Source organism: Micromonospora sp. CNZ296, from assembly GCF_007827635.1.
Genome location: NZ_VISW01000031.1, coordinates 33296 through 53579 on the forward strand (window position 1 = coordinate 33296; position 20284 = coordinate 53579).

A 20284-nucleotide genomic window follows, 5' to 3' on the forward strand; every position below is an offset into this window, starting at 1 on the left:
GCCGAGCGGAAAGAAAATCGGCTCCGACCAGGACTTTCCACTGCGGACCAGGTTCCGGCGCGAAAGTCAACCACACACGACGGACAACGGGTCCGCCATGTGTGCGACCTGGCGGGAAATACTTCCGCTCTGTGTAACGGACTTGCCACGCGTGGGTGACGTTGGCCCTATCATCACTCGGGTCGGCTCACCCCATTTGCCGTGAGTCGACACCCCTCAGCCCGAGGAGGCCCCCGTGCCCGTGAGCGCATTGGACCAGCACCTCAAGGGGATCTGCCGCCCGTCGGCACGTCCCGACCCGGCCGTGCCCGACCGGGTGTTACCCGGTCCTCCGGCGCGGTCACTGTCCGCTCAGCCTGGGGAGGCGCGGTGACCACCTTCGGTTACGCCGAACGACCGGCCGGTGTCACCGGGCCGGCCCAGCGCAACCCGCTCAACGAGCGCGCGGACCCCGGCCCCCGGGGCACCGACGGCCAGCTCGCGGTACGCGGCGACGGGCGGCGCGTCCGCAGCCGCGCGCACCACACGAACGAGGCGCCGCCCCGCCCCGCGACCCCGGGCGGCAACGCGAAGCCCGCGACCGGCCGCCTGGGCAGTCCGACCCGCCCGACCATGCCGGCCCAGGCGCGACGCGGCGACGCGGCGACCGGGGCCGAGCCGTCCGCCGCCGAGACCGCGGTCCTGCCGGCGGTGACCACCGGCGACACCGCCGTCCTGCCCGCCGTGCCGGCCGCCGCGCCCGCCACCGGCTTCCCCAGCCGCCCCGACCCGTCCGACCCGGCCACCGAGGTGTGGACGCTGGTCGAGCGCGCACAGGCGGGCGAGTCCGAGGCGTTCGGGCTGATCTACGACAGGTACGTCGACACCGTCTTCCGGTTCGTCTACTTCCGCGTCGGCAACCGCCAGCTCGCCGAGGACCTCACCTCCGACACGTTCCTGCGGGCGCTCAAGCGGATCGGCAGCTTCACCTGGCAGGGGCGCGACCTCGGCGCCTGGCTGGTCACCATCGCCCGCAACCTGGTCGCCGACCACTTCAAGTCCGGGCGCTACCGGCTGGAGGTCACCACCGGTGACGTCCTGGACGCCGACCGGGAGGACCGCGGACCCGAGGGCAGCCCCGAGGCGGCGGTGGTGGAGCACATCACGAACGTCGCCCTGCTCACCGCCGTCAAGCAGCTCAACCCGGAGCAGCAGGAGTGCATCGTGCTGCGATTCCTCCAGGGCTTCTCGGTGGCCGAGACGGCCCGCTCCATGGGCAAGAACGAGGGCGCCATCAAGGCCCTGCAGTACCGGGCGGTCCGGGCGCTGGCCCGGCTGCTGCCCGACGGCTTCCACTCCTGACGGTCCCGACCCGGCCGGCGCACGACGCCGGGCGGTGTCGCATGCCCGACGTACCCCCCACCCGCCCCTCACTCCCGGTGATTTCGCCGCCGCCCCAGCCGTAACCGGCGACCGGCGCGGTCCGTTTCTCCGGGTGCGACCAGTGGTTGTCCCGGCGTCCCCCGGGCCACCCGGTCCGGCGGGTCAGGTCGGCCGTTCCGGTCGGCCCTGGGCCACACGCTGCCACCGGTCGCTGGTGACGACGACGGCCGCCCGGCCGTGACCAGCGAGAGGGGGTGCCGCGGTGGACAGCGACCTCTTCTCCCGTCGGCGAGCCGAGCGCTTCGCGCAACTCCTCGACGAGGCCAACGGCGGACGCCGGCACCACGTCCGGTCCAAGGCGGACGGTGAACTCACCGCACTCGTCGAGGTGAGCCGCCGGCTCACCGCCGAGCGGCCCGACGTCGAGGTGGACGCCGAGTTCCGTACCGGCCTGCGGGCGATGCTCGTGGCCACCGCCGAACGCGAGGGCGTCGGCGCTCCGGCCAGGACCGCCACCTCCGGCGTACGCGGTGCGCTGCTCCCCGCCATCACCGGCCGCCGGGCGCGGGCCCGGGGCGCGATCCTGGTCGGCGTGGCCGCCGGGGCGGTCGCCCTCTCCGGTATCTCCGCCGCCAGCGAGAACGCGCTGCCCGGCGACGCCCTGTACGGCATGAAGCGCTCCACCGAGCGCGCCCAGCTCGCGCTCGCCAGCTCGGACATCAGCCGAGGCCAGCTCTTCCTCGACTTCGCCCGCACCCGGCTCGACGAGGCCGCCTCGGTGCGCGACGACCGCATCGGTTTCAGCGCCGTCCTGGACGACATGGACGCGGACACCCGCCAGGGCGTACGCCTGCTGACCACTGTCGCCGCGCAGCGCTCGGACCCGACGGCGCTGGACGCGGTGGACACCTTCCTCGCCGGCCAGCGCCGGGTGGTCAGCGGCCTGCTCGACCGGCCCGACCACGCCGACCGGGACCGCACCCGCCGCTCGCTGTCCCTGCTCGACGCGGCGGGCAAGCGCGCCGACGCGCTCCGCGAGGCGATCGCCTGCGGGCTGCCCGCGCCGCAGGCCAGCGACATGCTCGGGCCCGCTCCGGCCACCTGCCCGGCCGACCGCTGAGCGGCGGACGCCTACCGCGCCACACTTCTCCCGGCGGACACCCGGCCGTCACATCGTGCCGGATACGCTCGACGAGGAGGGCGTACGCCGTCGTCGAGGCAGGGAGGTCGCCGTGGCCGGGAGCCGGAAGGTGACCGTCAGCACCGACGCGCACGGGCACACCGCGGGCTGGTCGGAGACCCCGTCGGCACCGGCGACCACAGTCACGCCCGACCCCACCGCGGCCGCGTTCTTCGACGTGGACAACACGATGATGCAGGGCGCGTCGATCTACTGGTTCGCCCGCGGGCTGGCCGCCCGGAAGTACTTCACCACCGGGGACCTGGCCCGGTTCGCCTGGCAGCAGGCACGGTTCCGGCTGCTCGCCACCGAGCACGCGGGCGACATGTCGCAGGCCAAGGAGGCCGCGCTCGCCTTCGTCCAGGGCTGGCGGGTCGACGACATGGAACGCCTCACCGACGAGATCTTCGACGAGCTGATGGCGCCGCGCATCTGGGCCGGCACCCGTCGCCTGGCGCAGCGCCACCTCGACGCGGGCGAGCGGGTCTGGCTGGTCAGCGCCGCCCCGGTGGAGATCGGCCGGGTGATCGCGACCCGGCTCGGCCTGACCGGCGCGATCGGCACTGTGGCCGAGGTGGTCGACGGCGCGTACACCGGGCGGCTGGTCGGTGACCTGATGCACGGGCCGGCGAAGGCCGAGGCGGTCACCCAGCTCGCCGCCGTGGAAGGGCTGGACCTGGCCCGGTGCGCGGCCTACAGCGACTCGGCGAACGACCTGCCGATGCTCCGCGCGGTCGGCCGCGCGGTGGCGGTCAATCCCGACCCGGCGCTGCTGCGGCAGGCCCGCGAGCGGGGCTGGGACGTGCGCGACTTCCGCACCGGGCGCCGGGCCGTACGCATCGCCGTGCCCTCCACCGCGGCGGCCGGGCTGCTCGCCGGCGCGGTCACGGCCGGTCTGGCGCTGCACCGGCGCCGCCACCGCGACGCCTGACCGGCGCGGCCCGGCTCAGGGGCCGAACGGGTCCGGCCGGCGTTCGAGCAGCTTGTGCAGCGTCTGCTGGATCGTCTCCCGCACCTGGTCGGCGAGGTTGAACACCACGAGCGGGTCGTCCGCCGCGTCGCGCAGGTGCGCGGTCGGGATCGGCGGGCAGAACTCGATCAGCCACTTGCTCGGCAGCGGCACCATGCCCAGCGGCCCCAGCCAGGGGAACGTCGGCGTGACCGGGAAGTACGGCAGTTTGAGCAGCCGGGCCAGCGGCTTGATGTCGGCGAGCATCGGATAGATCTCCTCGCCGCCGACGATCGCCACCGGCACGATCGGCGTACCGGTGCGCAGCGCGGCGGAGACGAACCCGCCCCGGCCGAAGCGCTGGAGCTTGTAGCGGTCGGCGTAGAGCTTGCCGACGCCCTTGAAGCCCTCCGGGAACACGCCCACCAGTTCCCCGTTGCCGAGCAGCCGCTCCGCGTCCGGGTTGCACGCGACGGTGCCGCCGGTCTTGCGGGCTATCTCGGAGACGACGGGCATCCGGAAGACCAGGTCGGCGCCGAGCAGCCGCAGGTAGCGGTGCGCCGGGTGCCGGTCGTGCAGCGCGGTGGAGAGGATCAGCGCGTCGAGCGCCACGGTGCCGGAGTGGTTGCCGACGACGAGACCGGCGCCCTCGTCTGGTACGTGCTCGATGCCGCTGACCTCGGTGCGGAACCAGTCCCGGTAGAGCAGCCGGACCAGCGGGTGGACCACCGCGTCGGTCAGGTCGGGGTCGAAGCCGAACTCGTCGACCTCGTAGTCACCGGCGAGCCGCCGCCGCAGGAACGCCAGCCCCTGGGCCACCTTGCGGTCCCAGTGGTCCCCCGGACGGTCGGCCACGGCCGGACCCGACGGCGCGTTCCCGGTCGGTGCCTCGTCCGCGGGGGCCTGCTGCACGACAGCCTTCTTGGCCACGGCCTTCTTCGCCACGGCCTTCTTCGCGACCGTCTTCTTGGCCACTGTCTTCTTCGCCGGCTGGTGCCGCGTGGCCGGAACGCCCGCGTCGGCGGAGGCGCCCGGCTCGTCGGCGGAGGTGTCCGGCTCGTCCGGCGGCGCCGCCGGGCGGGCGGACGGCGCGGTCAGCCGGCGGTGCCCGTTGCGCCGCGCGGGCTCCGCGCCCGGATCCGGCACACCCAGCGGTACGTCGTAACGCGCGTCACGCCGCTCGTCGGGGCTGCTCACGAACGCTCCCGTACGGTCGAGCGGACCTGCCGGATGCTCTCCAGCACCAACTGCTCGGCGGCGGCGAGCTGGTCCCGGGTGACCACGACGCCGCCGTGGTGGGCGCGGATGAAGTCCTCGAACGCGGCGGCGGTCGAGCGGGGCGTGAAGCCGTACTCCCGCTCCAGTCGGCTGGTGTCCACCACCCGACCGTGCACGAAGAGGTCCACCTGGTCCAAGCCGTACCGGCCGAAGCCCAGGCTGCGGGCGACCGCGGCGACCCCGGCCAGGCCCGGTTCCAGCACCGGCACCGCCACCCGGCCGGCCCGGCGGATCGCCTGCGACAGCGACAGCACCCCCGGCCCGGCGACGTTGTACGTGCCCGGGTGATCCTCGGCGACGGACCGGTGCAGCACCTCCAGCGCGTCGTCGAAGTGCACGAACTGCAGGCGCGGATCGCGGCCGAAGACGGTGGGCACCACCGGCTGGGAGAAGTAGCGGGTGAGCGTGGTGTCGGCGGCGTACCCGATGAACGGCGCGAAGCGCAGCACCGTCGCGGTGACGTCGGGCCTACGGCGGCGGAACCCGCGGACGTACCCCTCGATGTCGAGGATGTCGCGGCCGAAACCGCCACGCGGCACCTCGCGCGGCTCGGTCTCCTCGGTGAAGACGGCCGGATCGCGGAACGACACCCCGTACGCGGCGGTGGACGAGCGGACCACGAGCTTGCGCAGCCGGGGCGCGCGCTGCGCGGCGGCGAGCAGCTGCATGGTGCCGATGACGTTCTGTTCCTTCATCCCCGCCCGGCCGCCCTGCTGCGGGTCGGGGGCGGTGACGAGCGCCAGGTGCACCACCGTGTCGACGTCGAGGTCGTGCAGGAGGCCGCCGAGCGAGTCGAGGTCCAGACGGATGCGTTCGACGTCGGAGAGCAGGTCGGTCAGCTCGGGGTTGGGTGGTGCCGGGTCGACCCCGATGACGCGTTCGATCCGCTCGTCGGCGGCGAGCCGGGCGGCCACGTGGGCGCCGAGCCAGCGCCCGACCCCGGTGACGACGACGACCCCCGGGGCACCGGAGGTGTCACCGGGGGTCATGTCATGCGCCTAGCGCGGCAGGCGGGATCGAGCCGGGACGTCCGCGGCCTGATCACCTGAGCCTCCGAGGGTCGACAGTTGGCAAGTGGTGCCGGTGCCGGGCTGCTGCCCGGCCCCGGTCACTTGCCGAGACGGCGACGCTGGACGCGGGTCTTGCGCAGCAGCTTGCGGTGCTTCTTCTTAGCCATGCGCTTGCGGCGCTTCTTGACCACCGAGCCCATACGACAGCCTTTCGATGCAACGTGCGGGGCGGACCGGACGGCACCACCACGGGTGGCGCCGTGACCGCTTGCGGACAACGGACCGGACCAGCGTGGTGGGCAGGGCACACCAGAGAGCGGTCACGGTCGTGGCCCAGCCTAACCGGAGTGCGTCAGCAGGACCAACGCGCCCCCGTCGATGCCCCTTTTCGTCGCACTCGGCGGACGGTGCGCCGAGGGCTCAGGCGGACTCCTGGAAGGCGCCCCGGAGGTATTCGTGCACGGCGTGCTCGGGCACCCGGAACGACCTGCCGACCCGTACCGCGGTCAGCTCACCGCTGTGCACGAGGCGGTAGACGGTCATCTTGGAGACCCGCATGACCGTCGCCACCTCGGCGACGGTCAGGAACCTGACATCCGACAGCCGTGCGTCGGACTGCGACCCGGCCATGGCTCACCGACCCATTCCCGTGCCCGGCGCGTGTCACCGGGCAGGTGTTCCCGCCTCGACGAGCGACGCGCGTGTAACCAGTACGGTAGCGGGACGGCTGTGACCTGCGCGATCCCTTCCACCCTTTGATCATGGCGAGACAGCCGTTCACCCGATGTCCACCAGGGCTTTTTCGCCCGGACGGGTGTCTCGTCCGATCCGGGCGACCGCCGTCTACTCGGCGCGCAGCGCCACCACCGGGTCGAGCCGTCCGGCCCGCTGCGCCGGCACCACGCCGAAGACGATGCCGACCGCCGCGGAGACGCCGAACGCCAGCGCCAGCGACCACCAGGTGATCGCCGCCGGAATCGGCGAGAACGCGTCCACGAGCAGCGCGGTGCCCACGCCCAGCGCCATCCCGGTCAGGCCGCCGACCGATGTCAGCAGCACCGCCTCCAGCAGGAACTGCACGCCGATGTCCCGGGGGCGGGCGCCGACCGCCTTGCGCAGGCCGATCTCGCGGGTCCGCTCGCGTACCGAGACCAGCATGATGTTGGAGACACCGACGCCGCCGACGAGCAGCGAGATGCCCGCGATGGCGGCCAGCACGCCGGTCAGGACACCCAGGATGTCGCCGAGCACGCCGAGGATCTGCCGCTGGGTGACGGCGCTGAACTCGGTGTCCGGGTGCCGGCGGGACAGTTCCGCGACGATCCGGTCGCCGAGCTCGTCGATCCGCTCCCGGTCCGGCGCCTTCACCGCGATGCCGTCGATGCGCTGGGTGCCCCACAGCCGTTGCGCCGCCGTCACCGGTACGTGCACCTCGTCGTCCCGGTCCACGCCGAGGCTCTGCCCGAGCGGGGCGAAGACGCCGATCACCCGGAACCGCACCCCGGCCAGCGTGACCTGCTGACCGAGCGGATCCCGATCGGGGAAGAGCGCGCGGGCCACCGAGTCGCCGAGCACCGCCACCCGGCGGCTGGTGTCCACGTCCGCCCCGGTGAGGTAGCGGCCCCGCGACAGCGACCTGGTGAACACCGACGGGGTGGTCTCCAGGACGCCCTGCACAGTGGTGAAGTCGGACCGGTTGCCGGCCCGTGCGGTAGCGCCGGAGGCCACCGTGACGGCGACCCGGCCGGGGTCGCCGACCACCCGGGAGACCGCGTCGGCGTCGCTGAGGTCCAGCGGCGAGACCACAGGCGCGTTGCCCACCTCGATCCGGCCCGGCACCACCAGCAGCAGGTTCGAGCCGAGCCCTTCGACCTGCTGCTCGACCTGCTGCTTCGTGCCGGTGCCGATGGCCACCAGGATCACTACCGAGGCCACCCCGATGATCACCCCGAGCATGGTCAGCAGGCTGCGCATCCGGTTGGCCCGCAGCGCGTCCGACGCCACCCGCCACGCCTCGGCCAGCCTCATCCGGCGTCGCCCTGCTGACGGCCGCCTGCGGCGCGCGGAAGGCGCCCGGTGGCCCCGGTGGCGCCACCGGGGCCACCGGGCGGGTGCCCCGGGCCGCTTCCGGACGCGGACCGGGGCTCCGCGCTGGGAGCGGGGTCCAGTGTCGCAGGTACGCCGGAGCCGTCCGACGCCGGTCGATCATGAAGGCTGTCGGACCGGATGAGCCCGTCCCGTACCGCGATGCGCCGGTGTGCCCGGGCGGCCACCTCCTGGTCGTGGGTCACCATCACCAGCGCCACCCCGGACTCGGCGTTCAACTGTTCCAGCAGCTCCAGCACCGCCTCGCCGGTGGCGCTGTCCAGGTTGCCGGTCGGCTCGTCGGCGAGCAGCACCGCCGGTTCGGTGACCAGCGCCCGGGCGATCGCCACCCGCTGCTGCTCACCGCCGGAGAGCTGGTTGGGCCGGTGGTGCAGCCGGTGACCGAGCCCCACCCGGCCCAGCATCGCCGCCGCCCGCTCCCGCCGCTGCCGCGCCCCGACACCCCGGTAGACGAGCGGCAACGCCACGTTGTCCACTGCCGACGTACGGGCCAGCAGATGGAACGCCTGGAACACGAAGCCGATGGTCTCGTTGCGCAGCGTCGCCAGCTCCGGCGCGGTGAGCGTGGTCACGTCCCGCCCGCCGATCACCAGCCGGCCGCCGCTGGGCCGGTCCAGCCCGCCGAGCAGGTGCATGAGCGTCGACTTGCCCGAGCCGGACGGCCCGATCACCGCCACGTACTCGCCCTGGTCGATGGTGAGCGACACCCCGCGCAGCGCGGACACCGAGACACCGTCCAGCTCGTACGTGCGCCAGACGTCGACCGCCTCGACCGCCGGTACGGTCACCGGAGTTCCTGGCCGTCGCGCACCTGGTCGGCGCCGCGCACCACCACCCGGTCACCGGCCCGTACGCCGTCGACGATCTGCACCAGGTCCTGCCCCTGCACGCCCACCGTCACCGGCACCCGGTCGGCCCGGCCGTCCCGCAGCACCCAGACCGCGTCCCGCCCGTCGGTGGAGAACACCGCCGACGCCGGCACCGCCACCGCGTCGGCGGCCTCCCGCACCCGCAGCCGCACCACCGCGTTCATACCCGGCCGTGGGGCCGGAGCGGCCTCGGCCTCACCGAGGCGGCCGGCGCCCAGGTCGAGGCGGACCCGGTAGGTGACGCCGCCCCGCGCCGAGCTGGTCGGCAGCACGTCCACCGACCGCACAGTCGCCTCGTACGTCGCGCCGGTCACCGCGTCCAGCTCGACCGAGGCGGGCACCCCGGCCCGGACCAGCAGCACGTCGGTCTCGTCCACCTCGGCGAGCAGGCCGAGCCGGCCGAGGTCCACCACGGTGAGCACCGGCGTGCCGGCGGTGACCCGGCCACCGGCCGGGATCGCGTCGTCCACCCCCGGCGGCGGGCCGCCCTGCCCGCCACCGCCCAGCGCCGACGGGTCGAGACCGGGCACCGCCGCGCCACCCGCCGCGCCGAGCAGCCCGGCCAGGTCGGCCGGCCCCGCCGACCGGGTGCCGCCCGGCTGCACCACACCGGCGATCGGCGCGCGCAACGTCAACGCGTCCACTGTCGCCTTCGCCAGGTCGTACGCCTGCTGGGCCTGGAGTCGTTGCGCGGACGACAGCGCGCCGACGGCGCTGTTCAGGCCGGCGACCCCGCGCTGCACCTGGGCCACGGCCCGGTCGGCGGCGCGGGCGGCCGACTCGTACTGCCGCTGCGCCGACTGGACCTGGAGCAGGAGCGCGGCGCGTACCTGCGGATCGCCGACCTTGCCGGCGGCGGCGCGGGCGGCGGCGAACGCCTCGTCGGCAGCCCGGTCGGTGCCGCGCCGGCTGCCACCCAGGCCGCCGGTGCCGGTGCCCCGCCCGGCCCGCTTCGCCGCACGCAGCGCGTCCCGCGCCTTCGCCAGGCGGTCCCGGGCCGACGGCGAGTCGATCACCGCGAGCACCTGCCCCCGGGTCACCCGCTGCCCCGGCTGCACCCGCAGACGTGCGAGCGTGCCGTCGGCGGGTGCGGTGAGGGTGGCGGCGGCTCGCGCGGTGACTGTGGCCGGGGCGTCGATCACCTCGCTGACCGGCGCGCGGCCCACCTCGGCGACTGTGACCGCCGGGGCGTCGTCGCCGCAGGACGCGGCGGTCGTGCCGGTCAGCGCGACGACGGCGAGCACCGCTGTGACGAGACGGGGGCGGCGGGCCGCGGGCAGCCGCGGCGAGGGAGTGCGGGCCACCCGGCCCATGCTACGACCCGTCGACAGGCGTCGACGTTCAGCCGATGACGGCCCGCACGTAGGCCACGCAGTCGTCGTGCAGCATCGACCACGGGTCGCCGAACACCTCGTCGGCGGCCTGCTCCGGGGTCCGTCCCTGGTGCACCACGGCCCGGTAGAAGTCCAGCATCCGCTGCTCGCCGTACCTGTCGACCAGATGGCGTACGGCCAGGTAGCCGACGCCGTACGCGCCGCCGACCCGGTCGTCGCTCGCGTCGTCGGCGGGCGCCACCGCCTCCAGCCGCCCGGACCAGCCGCCGCGCAGCAGGTCCCGCACCTCGGTCAGGCCGTCGTAGCGGTGTACGGGCTGGCCGTCGGCACCGGCGTACTCGGCCAGCCCCTCCACCAGCCACCAGTCCGCGCGGTCGGCGTAGCCCCGGTCGGGCAGCGAGGCGGCGTGGGTCAGCTCGTGCCGGAGCAGGTCGTCGAGGCCGGCCGGGGTGACGATCTGGGCGTTGAGCACCACGTCGTGGCGTCCACCGCCGACGCCCACCGCGTAACCGGCTGTCCACTTCGGCCGCCCGCCTCCGTACCAGCGCTGCCACTCGCCCTTCCCGGCGTAGTAGACGAGGTACCGGTCCGGCGGCCGGCCGCCGATCGCGTACCGGTCCGCGGCCCGGGCGGCGGTCTCGGCCTGGGCGAGCAGGCCGGGCAACTTGCGCCGCTGGGCCGGCGTGGTGGCCACCACGACCCGCTTGCCGACCGTCACGGCCAGGTCGTTCATCTGCCACGGCCGTACACCGGCCAGGTCCGCCTCGGACGGTTCCAGCGCGGTCAGCCGGGGTTCCTCCCCGGCCAGCCGCCAGCGCGCACCCAGCTCCACAGTGCTCGGCTCACATTCCGGCACCACGAAGCAGTAGCCCACTGTCACCGTCTGCCGCCACTCCCCCGGCCGCCCCTCGACAGCCTCCGGCACACCGTCCGCAGCCGGCCGCCAGGCGGTGACCCGCAGCGCCCGCAGCGCCGCGTACCGGCGGCTCAGCGCCGGCCGGGCCGCCGGCTCGGCGACCGCGAGGAAGCCGGCCCGGTCCGCGCCGACGAGGGCGGCGGCCTGCCGGTCCAGCAGCGCGAGCATCCGCTCGCCGAGCCGCCGCTGCGCCGCCGTGCCCGGGTCGGCGTTCGCGGCCGACCGCCCGGCCGCATCAGGCGCCGACTCCCGCAGGAGCACGCCGGGCACGGCGCCCGCCACCAGGCCGAGCGCCAGCCCGAGCGCGGTCCAGAGCGGCCACCGCCGTCGTTGCCGCACCGTCCGCGTCGGGTCCGGCTGCGCCAGGGGTACGGGGTACGACGCCGGACCAGCGGCGGGGTGCGGCAATGACGCCGCATCCGGTGCCGGTGCCGGTGCCGGTGCGATGGTGTCGACGGCGGCGTCCACGCCGGCGGAGGTGGCGGCGTTTTCGACGCGGGCGTCGTCAGCGCGCGTGTCGTCAGCGCTGGCGGCGGCGCTGACGTTGGCGGCGCCTGCGTCGGCGGCGGCGTCGGCGGTGGGGCGAGGCTCGTCGCCGTCCGTCGTCCGGCCGGGAGGCTGCTCGTCGCCGTCGGTCACCGGCGAAGGGTACGACCAATCGGGCGTTCCGGGAAAGAGTCCCGCCGCTGTTCCGCCCCGCCGAGAGATCTTGGTACGAAAGCGCCCTGATGGGGGCCGTTTCGTACCAAGATCTCTCAGATCGGGGTGCCGGTCAGCGTCAAGGCCGTCTTGTCGGCTGCCCAGAGGGCCACCAGGGCGACCGCCGGCACCGTGTGGCCGGCCAGGGTCAGCAGGACGCCGCCGGTCAGGAAGCAGGCGGCCTGGACGGCGAGCTTGGCCGGGTCGGGCAGCGTAACGGCTGCACGCGGCGAGCAGAACAGACCCCACACCACGGCGATCACCAGCGGCGTGCCGAGCCCGGCCAGCAGGCGTACCGGCCAGCCGGTGCCGAGCGTGAAGCCCCAGTATCCGGCCGAGCCCAGAAGGGCCAGTTCCAGCAGGAAGATCACGCCGAGCAGCAGGGCCTTCATCGGTTCTCCCAGGAGAGGTAGGCGCGGTCCAGGCCGGCGATCATCTCGTCGAAGGAACGGTCGGTGTCGCGGGGCAGCCCGAATCCGCCCGCCGCCTCCAGGGCGACGAAGCCGTGCACGGCGGCCCGGAACATCCGGATGGCGTCGGTGGCGGCGTCGCCGTCGAGGCCGTACCCGAGCAGGATGGCGCGGACCGCGCCGACCGCGCGCTGCCCGGCGGCGAGGTGTTCGGGGTCGGCCGGGTCGGGCGCCCGCTGGGCGGCCGGGTAGCGGCCGGGGTGCTGCCGCGCGTACGCCCGGTAGGCGGCGGCGACGGCGCGCAACGCGTCGCCACCGGCCCGGCCCGCGGCGGCGGCCGTGAGCACGTCGGCGATCTCGGCGGTGGCGAGCACGGCGAGCTTCTGGTGCAGCGCGTCCACACCCCGGACGTGCTTGTAGAGGCTCGGCAGCGCGACGCCGAGGCGGGCGGCGAGCGCGGCCAGCGTCAGCTTCTCGTAGCCGACCTCGTCGGCGAGCGTGGCGGCCTCCCGCACGACGGTCGACGGGGTCAGGCCGGCCCTAGGCACGCGCGGTCACCGCCAGGAACTCGACCAGGTCGGCGGCGGTGACGTCGCGCTGGTCGGCGTGCGGGTAGTGCCCGGAGTCGGCGATCATCCGGGCCTCGGCGACGGCGAACAGCCGGCGCGCGGCCCGCGCCTCGGCGCCCGGGTCGGGGAAGTCCGGGTCCTTCGTGCCCATCAGCACCAGCACCGGGCGGCGCACCTCGGGCGCCCGCGCGGTCCAGTGCGGGTCGGCCGGTGCGACCACGCCGCGCACCGCGGCCATCCGCCCGCGCAGCTTGGCGACCAGCTCCCTGCGGTACGCGGCGTCGTCCGCCGGGCGCCCGCACGGGAACAGCGTGCGGTGGAACAGCCCGAACAGGCGAGGGCTACGGAGTACTGCGGCCTGCGCGACCCGCATCAGCGGGTTCGGCTTCGGCGTGCCGACGAACGCGCCGATCTGCACGATGCCGCTGACCAGTTCCGGCGCCTCGGCGGCGGCGAAGACGACCGCGGCGGCGCTGGACGAGCTGCCGACCAGGGTGGCGGGCTCCCCGCCGAGCGCCCGCACCACGGCGAGCAGGTCGCCGCCGACGTGCTCGGGGGCGTACGTGGGCCAGCGCGGGCTGGAGTCGCCGTGCCCGCGTACGTCGACCGATGCGACCCGGTAACCGGCCGCGACCAGCCGGGGCGTCAGGTGGCGGAAGGCCGCCCGGTTCTCCCCCATGCCGTGCGAGAGGACCACGAGCGGTCCCGACCCGTGCACCTCGTACGCGATCGTGCCGCCGTCCCGCGCCACTTGGCTAACCGTCATAGCCGTAAAGCTAATGGTATTAGCCAACCACCGTCAAGCTTGACCTCAACCCGGGATGAGGTCGCACGATCCCGGGCATGCCGATCACCGCCGACACCCACGTACGCCTCGCCCGCCCGAGCCGCGACCTCGCCGCCGCCGAACGGTTCTGGACGCAAGGGCTGGGCCTGGACGTGCTCTACCGGAGCGAGGGCGGTCACGCGGACGAGCACGACCTGGTGATGCTCGGGCTGCCCGGGGCCGGCTGGCACCTGGAGCTGGTCGGCGGCGCGACGCTCGCGGTCGAGCCGCGTCCCACCGGAGAGGACCTGTTCGTGCTCTATCTCGACGGCCCGGCCGACGACGAGCTGGTCCCGAGACTGGAACGGGCCGGCGGGACCAGGGTCTCCGCCGGCCCGTACTGGGACAGGTGGGGTGTCACGTTCGCCGACCCGGACGGCTACCGCCTCGTGCTGTGCACCCGGGCCTGGTCGAACGACTGACTCACTTCTTCGACAGCACCGCGCGGCCGAAGAACGCCAGGTTGGCCGGGCGCTCCGCGAGCCGGCGCATCAGGTAGCCGTACCACTGGTCGCCGTAGGGGACGTACGTCCGCACCGTGTAGCCCTCGCCGACCAGGCGCTGCTGCTCCTCCGGGCGGATGCCGTAGAGCATCTGGAACTCGAACCGGCCCGGGTCGCGGTCGAACCAGCGCGCCCGGTCCTCGCCGATCGCGATCAGCCGCGGGTCGTGCGTGGCGAGCATCGGGTAGCCGTCGCCGGACATCAGCACGTTCATGCAGCGCACGTACGACTTGTCCACCTCGCGGGCGGACTGGTACGCCACCGACTCCGGCTCCTTGTACGCGCCCTTGCACAGCCGCACCCGCGACCCGGCCGAGGCCAGCTCCCGGCAGTCCGACTCGGTCCGCCGCAGGTACGCCTGGAGCACCGCACCCGTCCCCGGGTGGTCCTTGCGGAGCTTCGCCAGGATGTCCAGCGTCGAGTCGGTGGTGGTGTGGTCCTCCATGTCCAGCGTGACAGTGGTGCCCGCCGCGTCGGCCGCCGCGCAGATCGCCCGCGCGTTGTCGTACGCGAGCTGCTCGTCGAACATCTGGCCCAGCGCGGACAGCTTCACGCTGACCTCGGCGGCCGGGGTGAGCCCGGCGGCGGCGAGGCGGCTCAGCAGCGTGAGGTACTCGTCCCGGGTGGCGTTCGCCTGCTCCGGGGTGGTGGTGTCCTCGCCCAGGTAGTCGAGGGTGACCGCTTGGCCGTCGGCGACCAGCTCGCGGGTTGCGCGCAGCGCGTCGTCGGTGGCGGCGCCGGCGACGAACCGGCGGACGACGTCCCGGGTGAACGGGGCCGTCGCGACGAGCCGCTCCACCTGGGTAGACCGGGAGGCGGCGAGGATGACGGAACGGAGCATGAGCCGAGCGTAACGCTCACCACCGGGCCCTCGCCGGGTGCGTCCGAGGCCCGTTCCCTCCCGCCCTCCGACCGGCCCGGGCACCCCCGGCTGGCGGGGATCGGCTACAACGTTCACGTGGATCGACGACACCCCCGGCGCCGGCTCCGCTCGGCCTCCGTGCAGCTCGGCGCGCTGACCGCGCTGGCCCTCGCGCTCTCCGGCTGCAACAACGGTTACGACGACGACGATGACGACTGCGCGCTCGGACCGGCCGGCGGAGGCGGCGACACCGTCGCGGTCGCCCTGCTCGTGCCCGCGCCGGCCACCGCCGCGCGCGGCGAACCCGCCCCGACCGCCGCGCTGCCCGAGCGCGGCGGCTTCGGCACCCACCTCGCCTCCTGCGGCGGCTGACGTGCGCCGCGAGGCGAGCACGCCGCGCCCCGGCTGGGACGAGACCATCCGGGCCCAGGGCCTGGTGTACGTGGACACCGAGCTGCCCGACGGCGAGATCATGTCGTACTGGGACGAGACTGCGGCGTACTCGTTCACGCTCGACGAGGTGCTCCGGCTGGAGGAGGCCACGGAGGAACTGCACCGGATGTCGGTGGCCGCCGCCGAGCACGTGGTGGCCCGCCGCCGGTACGCCGAGTTCGGCATCCCCGAGTGGGCCGCCGAGGCGGTCGCCCGCTCGCTGCGGGAGTCCCCGCCGACGCTCTACGGCCGGTTCGACCTCTGGTACGACGGCAGCGGACCGCCGAAGATGCTGGAGTACAACGCCGACACCCCGACCGCGCTGGTCGAGGCGAGCATCGTGCAGTGGTACTGGCTGGAGCACACCCGCCCGGACGCGGACCAGTGGAACAGCCTGCACGAACGGCTGGTCGGCGCGTGGGCCAAGATCGGCGCCGGCCTGCACGAGCCGAGGGCACACGTGCTCTGGTCCTCCGAGGAGGAGTCGGGCGAGGACCAGATCACCGCCGGCTACCTGGCCGAGACGGCCCGCCAGGCCGGGCTGGACGTGACGCTCATGCCGATCCAGCGGGTCGGCTGGGACGGGCGGCGTTTCGTCGACGCCGACGATCGGCCGATCACCACCTGCTTCAAGCTCTACCCCTGGGAGTGGATGCTGGCCGAGCCGTACGGGCGGCCGGCGCTCGACCCGGGCACGCCCACCACCTGGATCGAGCCGGCCTGGAAGCTGCTGCTGTCGAACAAGGCGCTGCTGGCGGTGCTCTGGGAGATGTACCCGGGGCACGACTACCTGCTGCCCGCGTACCTGGACTCGCCGCGCGGCATGACCGAGTACGTGGCCAAGCCGCTGCTCGGCCGCGAGGGCGGCTCGGTACGGATCGTGACCGGCGACACGGAGATCACCAACCCGGGGATCTATGGCGACGAGGGCTTCTGCTTCCAGGAGTTCCGCGCGTTGCCCGAGTTCGAGGGCAACCGGACGGTGCTCGGCAGCTGGATCGTGGACGGCGAGTCGGCAGGCGCCGGGGTCCGTGAGAGCGAGAGCCTCATCACTGACGGTTACGCGCGGTTCCTGCCCCACTACATCGACGCACCGCGTGTGCTCTGAGTCGTCTACCGTTGGTGTCGTGAACTTCGACGCGTACGCCCGGACCGGGGTCGAGCTCGTCAACGCCCGGCTGGACGACCTGGACGGCCTGCGGGCCGTCTTCTCGGACGAGCAGGGCTGGATGCGCGACGAGGTCGCGGAACGGGACCTGGCGATCTTCCGGCGGGCGCAGAAACGCCTCCGGGACGTCTTCGAGTACGGCACCTCGGGCCGGGACGCCGACGCGGTCTCCGAACTGAACGCGATGCTGGAGGCGTTCCCGGTGCAGCCGCGCATCTCCGGGCACGACTCCTCCGACTGGCACATGCACGTGACCAGCCGGGGCGCGTCGGTCTCCTCCGAATACCTGGCCGGCGCGGTCTGGGGCCTGTCGGTGTGGCTGTGCGAGTACGGCAGCGCCCGCTTCGGGGTCTGCGCCGACGACCGCTGCGGCAACGTCTACCTGGACACCTCGTCCAACTGCTGCCGGCGGTTCTGCTCCGAGCGCTGCGCCACCCGCTCCCACGTGGCAGCGCACCGGGCCCGCAAGCGGGCCGCGGTCGGCGAGCAGGCCGTCCCGGCGCAGCCGCTGTCCCCGGTGAGCTGACCTCCGCAGCGCTCCGGCCGCCCTTGCTCGAACGGCGGCCGGGGCGGCGCGTGCCGGTCAGACGTCGACCGGCGACGGCGCGGTCAGGTTGGCCCGGGCGAACTCCAGCGACTCCCGCAGGTCCGCCTCGCGGACCGCGCGGCTCTTCGCGCCCCGGGTGGTCACCTCCACCGCCACCGAGCCGGTGAACCCCCGCCCGGCGAGCGAGCGGAGCATCTCCGCGCAGGGCTGACCGCCGCGACCGGGCACCAGGTGCTCGTCGCGCCCCTCGCCGGTGCCGTCGCCCAGGTGCACGTGCGCCAGCCCGGAACCCATCCGGTCGGCCATCGCCATCGCGTCGGTGTGCGAGGCCGCGCAGTGCGACAGGTCCAGCGTGTACGAGGCGTACCCGATCTCGGTCGGATCCCAGCCCGGCGCGTACGGGACGAACTGCCGCCCGGCCATCCGCACCGGGTACATGTTCTCCACCCCGAAGTGCAGGCCGCCGAACTGCCCGGCGATCGTGTCAAGCCCGTCGGCGAAGGTACGCGCGTAGTCACGCTGCCAGGTGAACGGCGGATGCACCACGACAGTGGGCGCCTCCAGCGTCTCGGCCAGCTCGGCGGCCTTGCGCAGCCGCTCCCACGGGTCGGGGCTCCACACCCGCTGGGTGACGAGCAGGCACGGGGCGTGGACCGACAGCACCGGGACGCCGTAGTGCTCGGCGAGGCCGCGCAGCGCGCCCGCGTCCTGGCTGACCGGGTCGGTCCAGACCATCACCTCGATGCCGTCGTAGCCGAGCTCGGCGGCGAGCTGGAACGCCGCCGCGGTCCGTTCGGGAAAGACCGAGGACGTGGACAGGAGCACCGGAACGCGGTAAGTCACACCTCCGAGGGTAGCTCCAACCGCCAGCGAGCATCGGGACGAGCAAGCGCAAAGCAACCCAGAGCGCTCGTACTGTCACATCGGCGCGAGCTGATCCAGCCGGCGCAGGATGACGCCCTCCCGCAGCGCCCACGGGCAGATGTCCACGCAGTCCACGTCGAGGCGCCGCATCACCGCCTCCGCCACCACCGCGCCCGCGAGGAGCTGGTGGGCCCGCTGCGCGCTCACCCCCTCCAGCTCGGGCAACTGGGCCGGCGGGATGTGCCTGATGAACCCCAGCACCTGCCGCAGGCCGGTACGGGTCAGGCTGCGGCGCGCCCACAGACCCGCACCCGAAGGCGCGGCGCCGGCCAGCCGGGCCAGCGTGCGGAACGTCTTCGAGGTGGCCACCGGACGCTCCCAGCCCACCGCTGTCAACTGCTCCACCACCGGGTCGAGCTGCGCGTTCACGTACGCCCGCAGTTCCTCCACGGCCTCGGCCGACGGCGGCGCCGTGCCGGCCGGATCGACGGCGAGCCGCTCCCGGCTGAGCCGCCCCGCGCCGAGCGGCAGCGAGATCGCCACGTCCGGGTGCTCGTCGATGCCGGCGGCCAGCTCCAGCGAGCCGCCGCCGATGTCCATCGCCAGCAGCCGCCCTGCGGACCAGCCGAACCACCGCCGCACCGCCAGGAACGTCATCCGCGCCTCGTCCGCGCCGGAGAGCACCTCCAGGCGTACGCCCGTCTCGTCGCGGACGCGCGCCAGCACGTCGGCGGCGTTCGTGGCGTCGCGGACCGCGCTCGTCGCGAACGCCAGCAGATCCTCGGCGCCCAGCCCGTCAGCCGCCGCCCGGGCCATGCCGACCGCCTTGACCAGGCCGTCCGCGCCGCCGTCGGTGAGCGCGCCGTCCGGCCCGATCTGCTCGGCCAGCCGCAGCACCACCTTCTCCGAGTGCGCCGGCCAGGGATGCGCGCCGTGGTGGGCGTCGACCACCAGCAGGTGCACCGTGTTGGAACCGACGTCGAGGACACCCAGTCGCATGGGGAAGACCCTAGGGCCAACACGTTTCGTCGGCTCGGCGGCCGGGCGGGGTCACCGCGCGTACGCTGGTCCGAGTGACAGGGCAGATCGAGCTTCACGTGCTGGTGGACGACCCCGAGGACCCGCGCAGCCGCGAGGTCGGGCTGGACTTCCCACGGGAGTGGATCGAGTTCGTCGACCCGGCCGACGCGAAGCACGTCGTCCGCGCCGACCTGACCTGGTTGCTGTCCCGCTGGACGTGCATCTTCGGTCAGGGCTGCCACGGCATCATCGCCGGACGCGCCGCCGACGGGTGCTGCTCGCACGGCGCGTTCTTCACCGACTCCGACGACGAGAAGCGGGTCCGGGCAGCGGTGAAGCGGCTGACGCCGGAGACGTGGCAGCACTTCCGGCGCGGCTTCAAGAACTGGACCGAGAACGACACCGTCGACGGCAAGACGCCGGCCCGGCGTACCGCCACCCGCGACGTCGACGCCCCGTGCGTGTTCCTCAACGACGCCGACTTCCCCGCTGGGGGCGGCTGCGCGCTGCACGCCCAGGCGCTGCGCGACGGCGTGCACCCGCTGGAGTACAAGCCGGACGTCTGCTGGCAGTTGCCGGTACGCCGCGACCAGGAGTGGCACAAGCGGCCGGACAACACGAAGGTGCTGATCTCCACGCTGGCCGAGTTCGACAGGCGCGGCTGGGGCGCCGGCGGGCACGACCTCGACTGGTGGTGCACGTCCTCCACCGACGCGCACGTCGGCACCGAGCCGATGTACGTCTCGTACGGGCCCGAGCTGACCGCGCTGATCGGTGCGCCCGCGTACGCGAAGCTGGCCGAACTCTGCGCCGCCCGGCAGCGCCAGGGTCAGATCGCCCCGCACCCCGCAAGCGAGTGAAGGCCGGCACCCCGTTGGTTCGGGGTGCCGGCCTTCAGCTTGGTCTTACTTGTTGGTCTTAGCTGTTCCAGTGCTGGGCGACGAGGTCGGCGGCCTGCTGTTCCCACTGGGCGTAGTGGTCCGGGTAGGCCGACACCTGAACGGTCTGGGCGGACTTGGTCAGCGGCATGTCCTGCCAGCCGTCGACCTGCTTCAGACCCTTCAGGAACGCCGTCGTGGAGTACTCCGGGTCGGTGATCTGCTCCACCGTGCCCCAGCCACTGGACGGGCGCTGCTGGAACAGGCCCTGCGAGTCATGGTCGTTACGGTCACCGAGGTGGCCGAGGTTCTCCAGCTTCGACTCCTGCAACGCCGTGGCGATCGACACGACCGCGGCACGCTCGTCCATACCGGCCTTCTTCGTCGCCGCAATGATCGCCTTCACATTCTTGGTCTGCTCGTCGTTCAGGTCGATACGCGACTGCTCACCCTGCACACCGTGCGGGATCAGCTTGTCACCCTGCACGCTCACACTGACCGG

The 20284-nt window shown here is 73.8% G+C and carries 23 protein-coding genes; 8 read left to right on the forward strand and 15 right to left on the reverse strand.

The window, feature by feature from the left end; translation table 11 throughout:
- The first annotated feature begins 369 nt into the window (after positions 1–369).
- From FB455_RS31690 to FB455_RS31700, 3 genes are all read left to right on the forward strand, one after another.
- A complete protein-coding gene (locus FB455_RS31690) occupies positions 370–1341 on the forward strand; it encodes an ECF subfamily RNA polymerase sigma factor, BldN family (RefSeq protein ID WP_013288754.1) in 972 nt (323 codons plus the stop codon).
- 283 nt (positions 1342–1624) lie between these two features.
- Positions 1625–2482, forward strand: coding sequence for a DUF5667 domain-containing protein (locus FB455_RS31695; protein WP_013288755.1), 858 nt, complete (start codon positions 1625–1627; stop codon positions 2480–2482).
- Between the two features lie 112 nt (positions 2483–2594).
- On the forward strand, positions 2595–3473 hold the full coding sequence (locus tag FB455_RS31700) for an HAD family hydrolase (RefSeq protein WP_145755690.1): 879 nt from the start codon (positions 2595–2597) through the stop codon (positions 3471–3473).
- Positions 3474–3488: 15 nt separating this feature from the next.
- Here the strand turns inward: FB455_RS31700 and FB455_RS31705 are convergent, their stop codons facing one another.
- From FB455_RS31705 to FB455_RS31755, 11 genes are all read right to left on the reverse strand, one after another.
- Positions 3489–4346, reverse strand: a complete 858-nt coding sequence (locus tag FB455_RS31705) for a lysophospholipid acyltransferase family protein (protein WP_030269196.1) — start codon at positions 4344–4346, stop codon at positions 3489–3491.
- 338 nt (positions 4347–4684) lie between these two features.
- Entirely contained in the window at positions 4685–5758 is a 1074-nt protein-coding gene (locus FB455_RS31710; RefSeq protein ID WP_013288758.1) for an NAD-dependent epimerase/dehydratase family protein, read from the reverse strand.
- A 119-nt stretch (positions 5759–5877) separates the two neighbouring features.
- Positions 5878–5979 (reverse strand): 30S ribosomal protein bS22, encoded by a 102-nt coding sequence (locus FB455_RS31715; protein WP_007465623.1) that lies wholly within the window; start codon positions 5977–5979, stop codon positions 5878–5880.
- Between the two features lie 220 nt (positions 5980–6199).
- Positions 6200–6409 (reverse strand): helix-turn-helix domain-containing protein, encoded by a 210-nt coding sequence (locus FB455_RS31720; protein WP_013288759.1) that lies wholly within the window; start codon positions 6407–6409, stop codon positions 6200–6202.
- A gap of 213 nt (positions 6410–6622) precedes the next feature.
- Positions 6623–7807: an ABC transporter permease gene (locus FB455_RS31725; protein ID WP_013288760.1), complete on the reverse strand. Its 1185-nt coding sequence runs from the start codon at positions 7805–7807 to the stop codon at positions 6623–6625.
- Positions 7804–8673, reverse strand: a complete 870-nt coding sequence (locus FB455_RS31730) for an ABC transporter ATP-binding protein (RefSeq protein ID WP_013288761.1) — start codon at positions 8671–8673, stop codon at positions 7804–7806. The genes FB455_RS31725 and FB455_RS31730 overlap by 4 nt, the downstream gene beginning before the upstream one ends.
- A complete protein-coding gene (locus FB455_RS31735; protein ID WP_145755691.1) occupies positions 8670–10067 on the reverse strand; it encodes an efflux RND transporter periplasmic adaptor subunit in 1398 nt (465 codons plus the stop codon). The genes FB455_RS31730 and FB455_RS31735 overlap by 4 nt, the downstream gene beginning before the upstream one ends.
- 28 nt (positions 10068–10095) lie before the next feature.
- Entirely contained in the window at positions 10096–11643 is a 1548-nt protein-coding gene (locus FB455_RS31740) for a hypothetical protein (RefSeq protein WP_145755692.1), read from the reverse strand.
- A gap of 116 nt (positions 11644–11759) precedes the next feature.
- Positions 11760–12095 (reverse strand): YrdB family protein, encoded by a 336-nt coding sequence (locus FB455_RS31745; protein WP_013288764.1) that lies wholly within the window; start codon positions 12093–12095, stop codon positions 11760–11762.
- Complete coding sequence (locus FB455_RS31750) at positions 12092–12661, reverse strand: TetR-like C-terminal domain-containing protein (RefSeq protein WP_145755693.1); 570 nt, start codon at positions 12659–12661, stop codon at positions 12092–12094. The genes FB455_RS31745 and FB455_RS31750 overlap by 4 nt, the downstream gene beginning before the upstream one ends.
- Positions 12654–13448, reverse strand: a complete 795-nt coding sequence (locus tag FB455_RS31755; RefSeq protein ID WP_145755694.1) for an alpha/beta fold hydrolase — start codon at positions 13446–13448, stop codon at positions 12654–12656. The genes FB455_RS31750 and FB455_RS31755 overlap by 8 nt, the downstream gene beginning before the upstream one ends.
- A gap of 77 nt (positions 13449–13525) precedes the next feature.
- On the opposite strand from FB455_RS31755, the gene FB455_RS31760 reads away from it, so the two are divergent.
- Complete coding sequence (locus FB455_RS31760; RefSeq protein ID WP_030269182.1) at positions 13526–13930, forward strand: VOC family protein; 405 nt, start codon at positions 13526–13528, stop codon at positions 13928–13930.
- Position 13931: 1 nt separating this feature from the next.
- Here FB455_RS31760 and FB455_RS31765 read toward each other — a convergent pair whose 3' ends face one another.
- The gene (locus tag FB455_RS31765) at positions 13932–14852 is read right to left on the reverse strand and encodes a proline dehydrogenase family protein (RefSeq protein ID WP_013288767.1); all 921 of its coding nucleotides are present in this window, start codon (positions 14850–14852) and stop codon (positions 13932–13934) included.
- Between the two features lie 117 nt (positions 14853–14969).
- Between FB455_RS31765 and FB455_RS31770 the strand changes: the two genes are divergently transcribed.
- Genes FB455_RS31770 through FB455_RS31780 form a run of 3 tightly spaced genes read left to right on the forward strand, consistent with a single transcriptional unit; the run spans position 14970 to position 16999 of the window.
- Positions 14970–15245: a hypothetical protein gene (locus tag FB455_RS31770; RefSeq protein ID WP_225319763.1), complete on the forward strand. Its 276-nt coding sequence runs from the start codon at positions 14970–14972 to the stop codon at positions 15243–15245.
- Position 15246: 1 nt separating this feature from the next.
- Positions 15247–16413 (forward strand): glutathionylspermidine synthase family protein, encoded by a 1167-nt coding sequence (locus tag FB455_RS31775; protein WP_013288769.1) that lies wholly within the window; start codon positions 15247–15249, stop codon positions 16411–16413.
- Positions 16414–16432: 19 nt separating this feature from the next.
- The gene (locus FB455_RS31780; RefSeq protein ID WP_013288770.1) at positions 16433–16999 is read left to right on the forward strand and encodes a CGNR zinc finger domain-containing protein; all 567 of its coding nucleotides are present in this window, start codon (positions 16433–16435) and stop codon (positions 16997–16999) included.
- 57 nt (positions 17000–17056) lie between these two features.
- On the opposite strand, the gene FB455_RS31785 is transcribed toward FB455_RS31780, so the two are convergent.
- Positions 17057–17863 carry a sugar phosphate isomerase/epimerase family protein gene (locus FB455_RS31785; protein WP_013288771.1) on the reverse strand — a complete coding sequence of 269 codons (807 nt, stop codon included), beginning with the start codon at positions 17861–17863 and terminating at the stop codon, positions 17057–17059.
- A gap of 75 nt (positions 17864–17938) precedes the next feature.
- A complete protein-coding gene (locus FB455_RS31790; protein WP_013475139.1) occupies positions 17939–18883 on the reverse strand; it encodes a Ppx/GppA phosphatase family protein in 945 nt (314 codons plus the stop codon).
- A 74-nt stretch (positions 18884–18957) separates the two neighbouring features.
- On the opposite strand from FB455_RS31790, the gene FB455_RS31795 reads away from it, so the two are divergent.
- The gene (locus FB455_RS31795; RefSeq protein ID WP_145755695.1) at positions 18958–19764 is read left to right on the forward strand and encodes a DUF3109 family protein; all 807 of its coding nucleotides are present in this window, start codon (positions 18958–18960) and stop codon (positions 19762–19764) included.
- Between the two features lie 58 nt (positions 19765–19822).
- Here the strand turns inward: FB455_RS31795 and FB455_RS31800 are convergent.
- Positions 19823–20284, reverse strand: a 462-nt coding sequence (locus FB455_RS31800) for a hypothetical protein (protein WP_145755696.1), incomplete at its 5' end; no start/stop codon positions are given.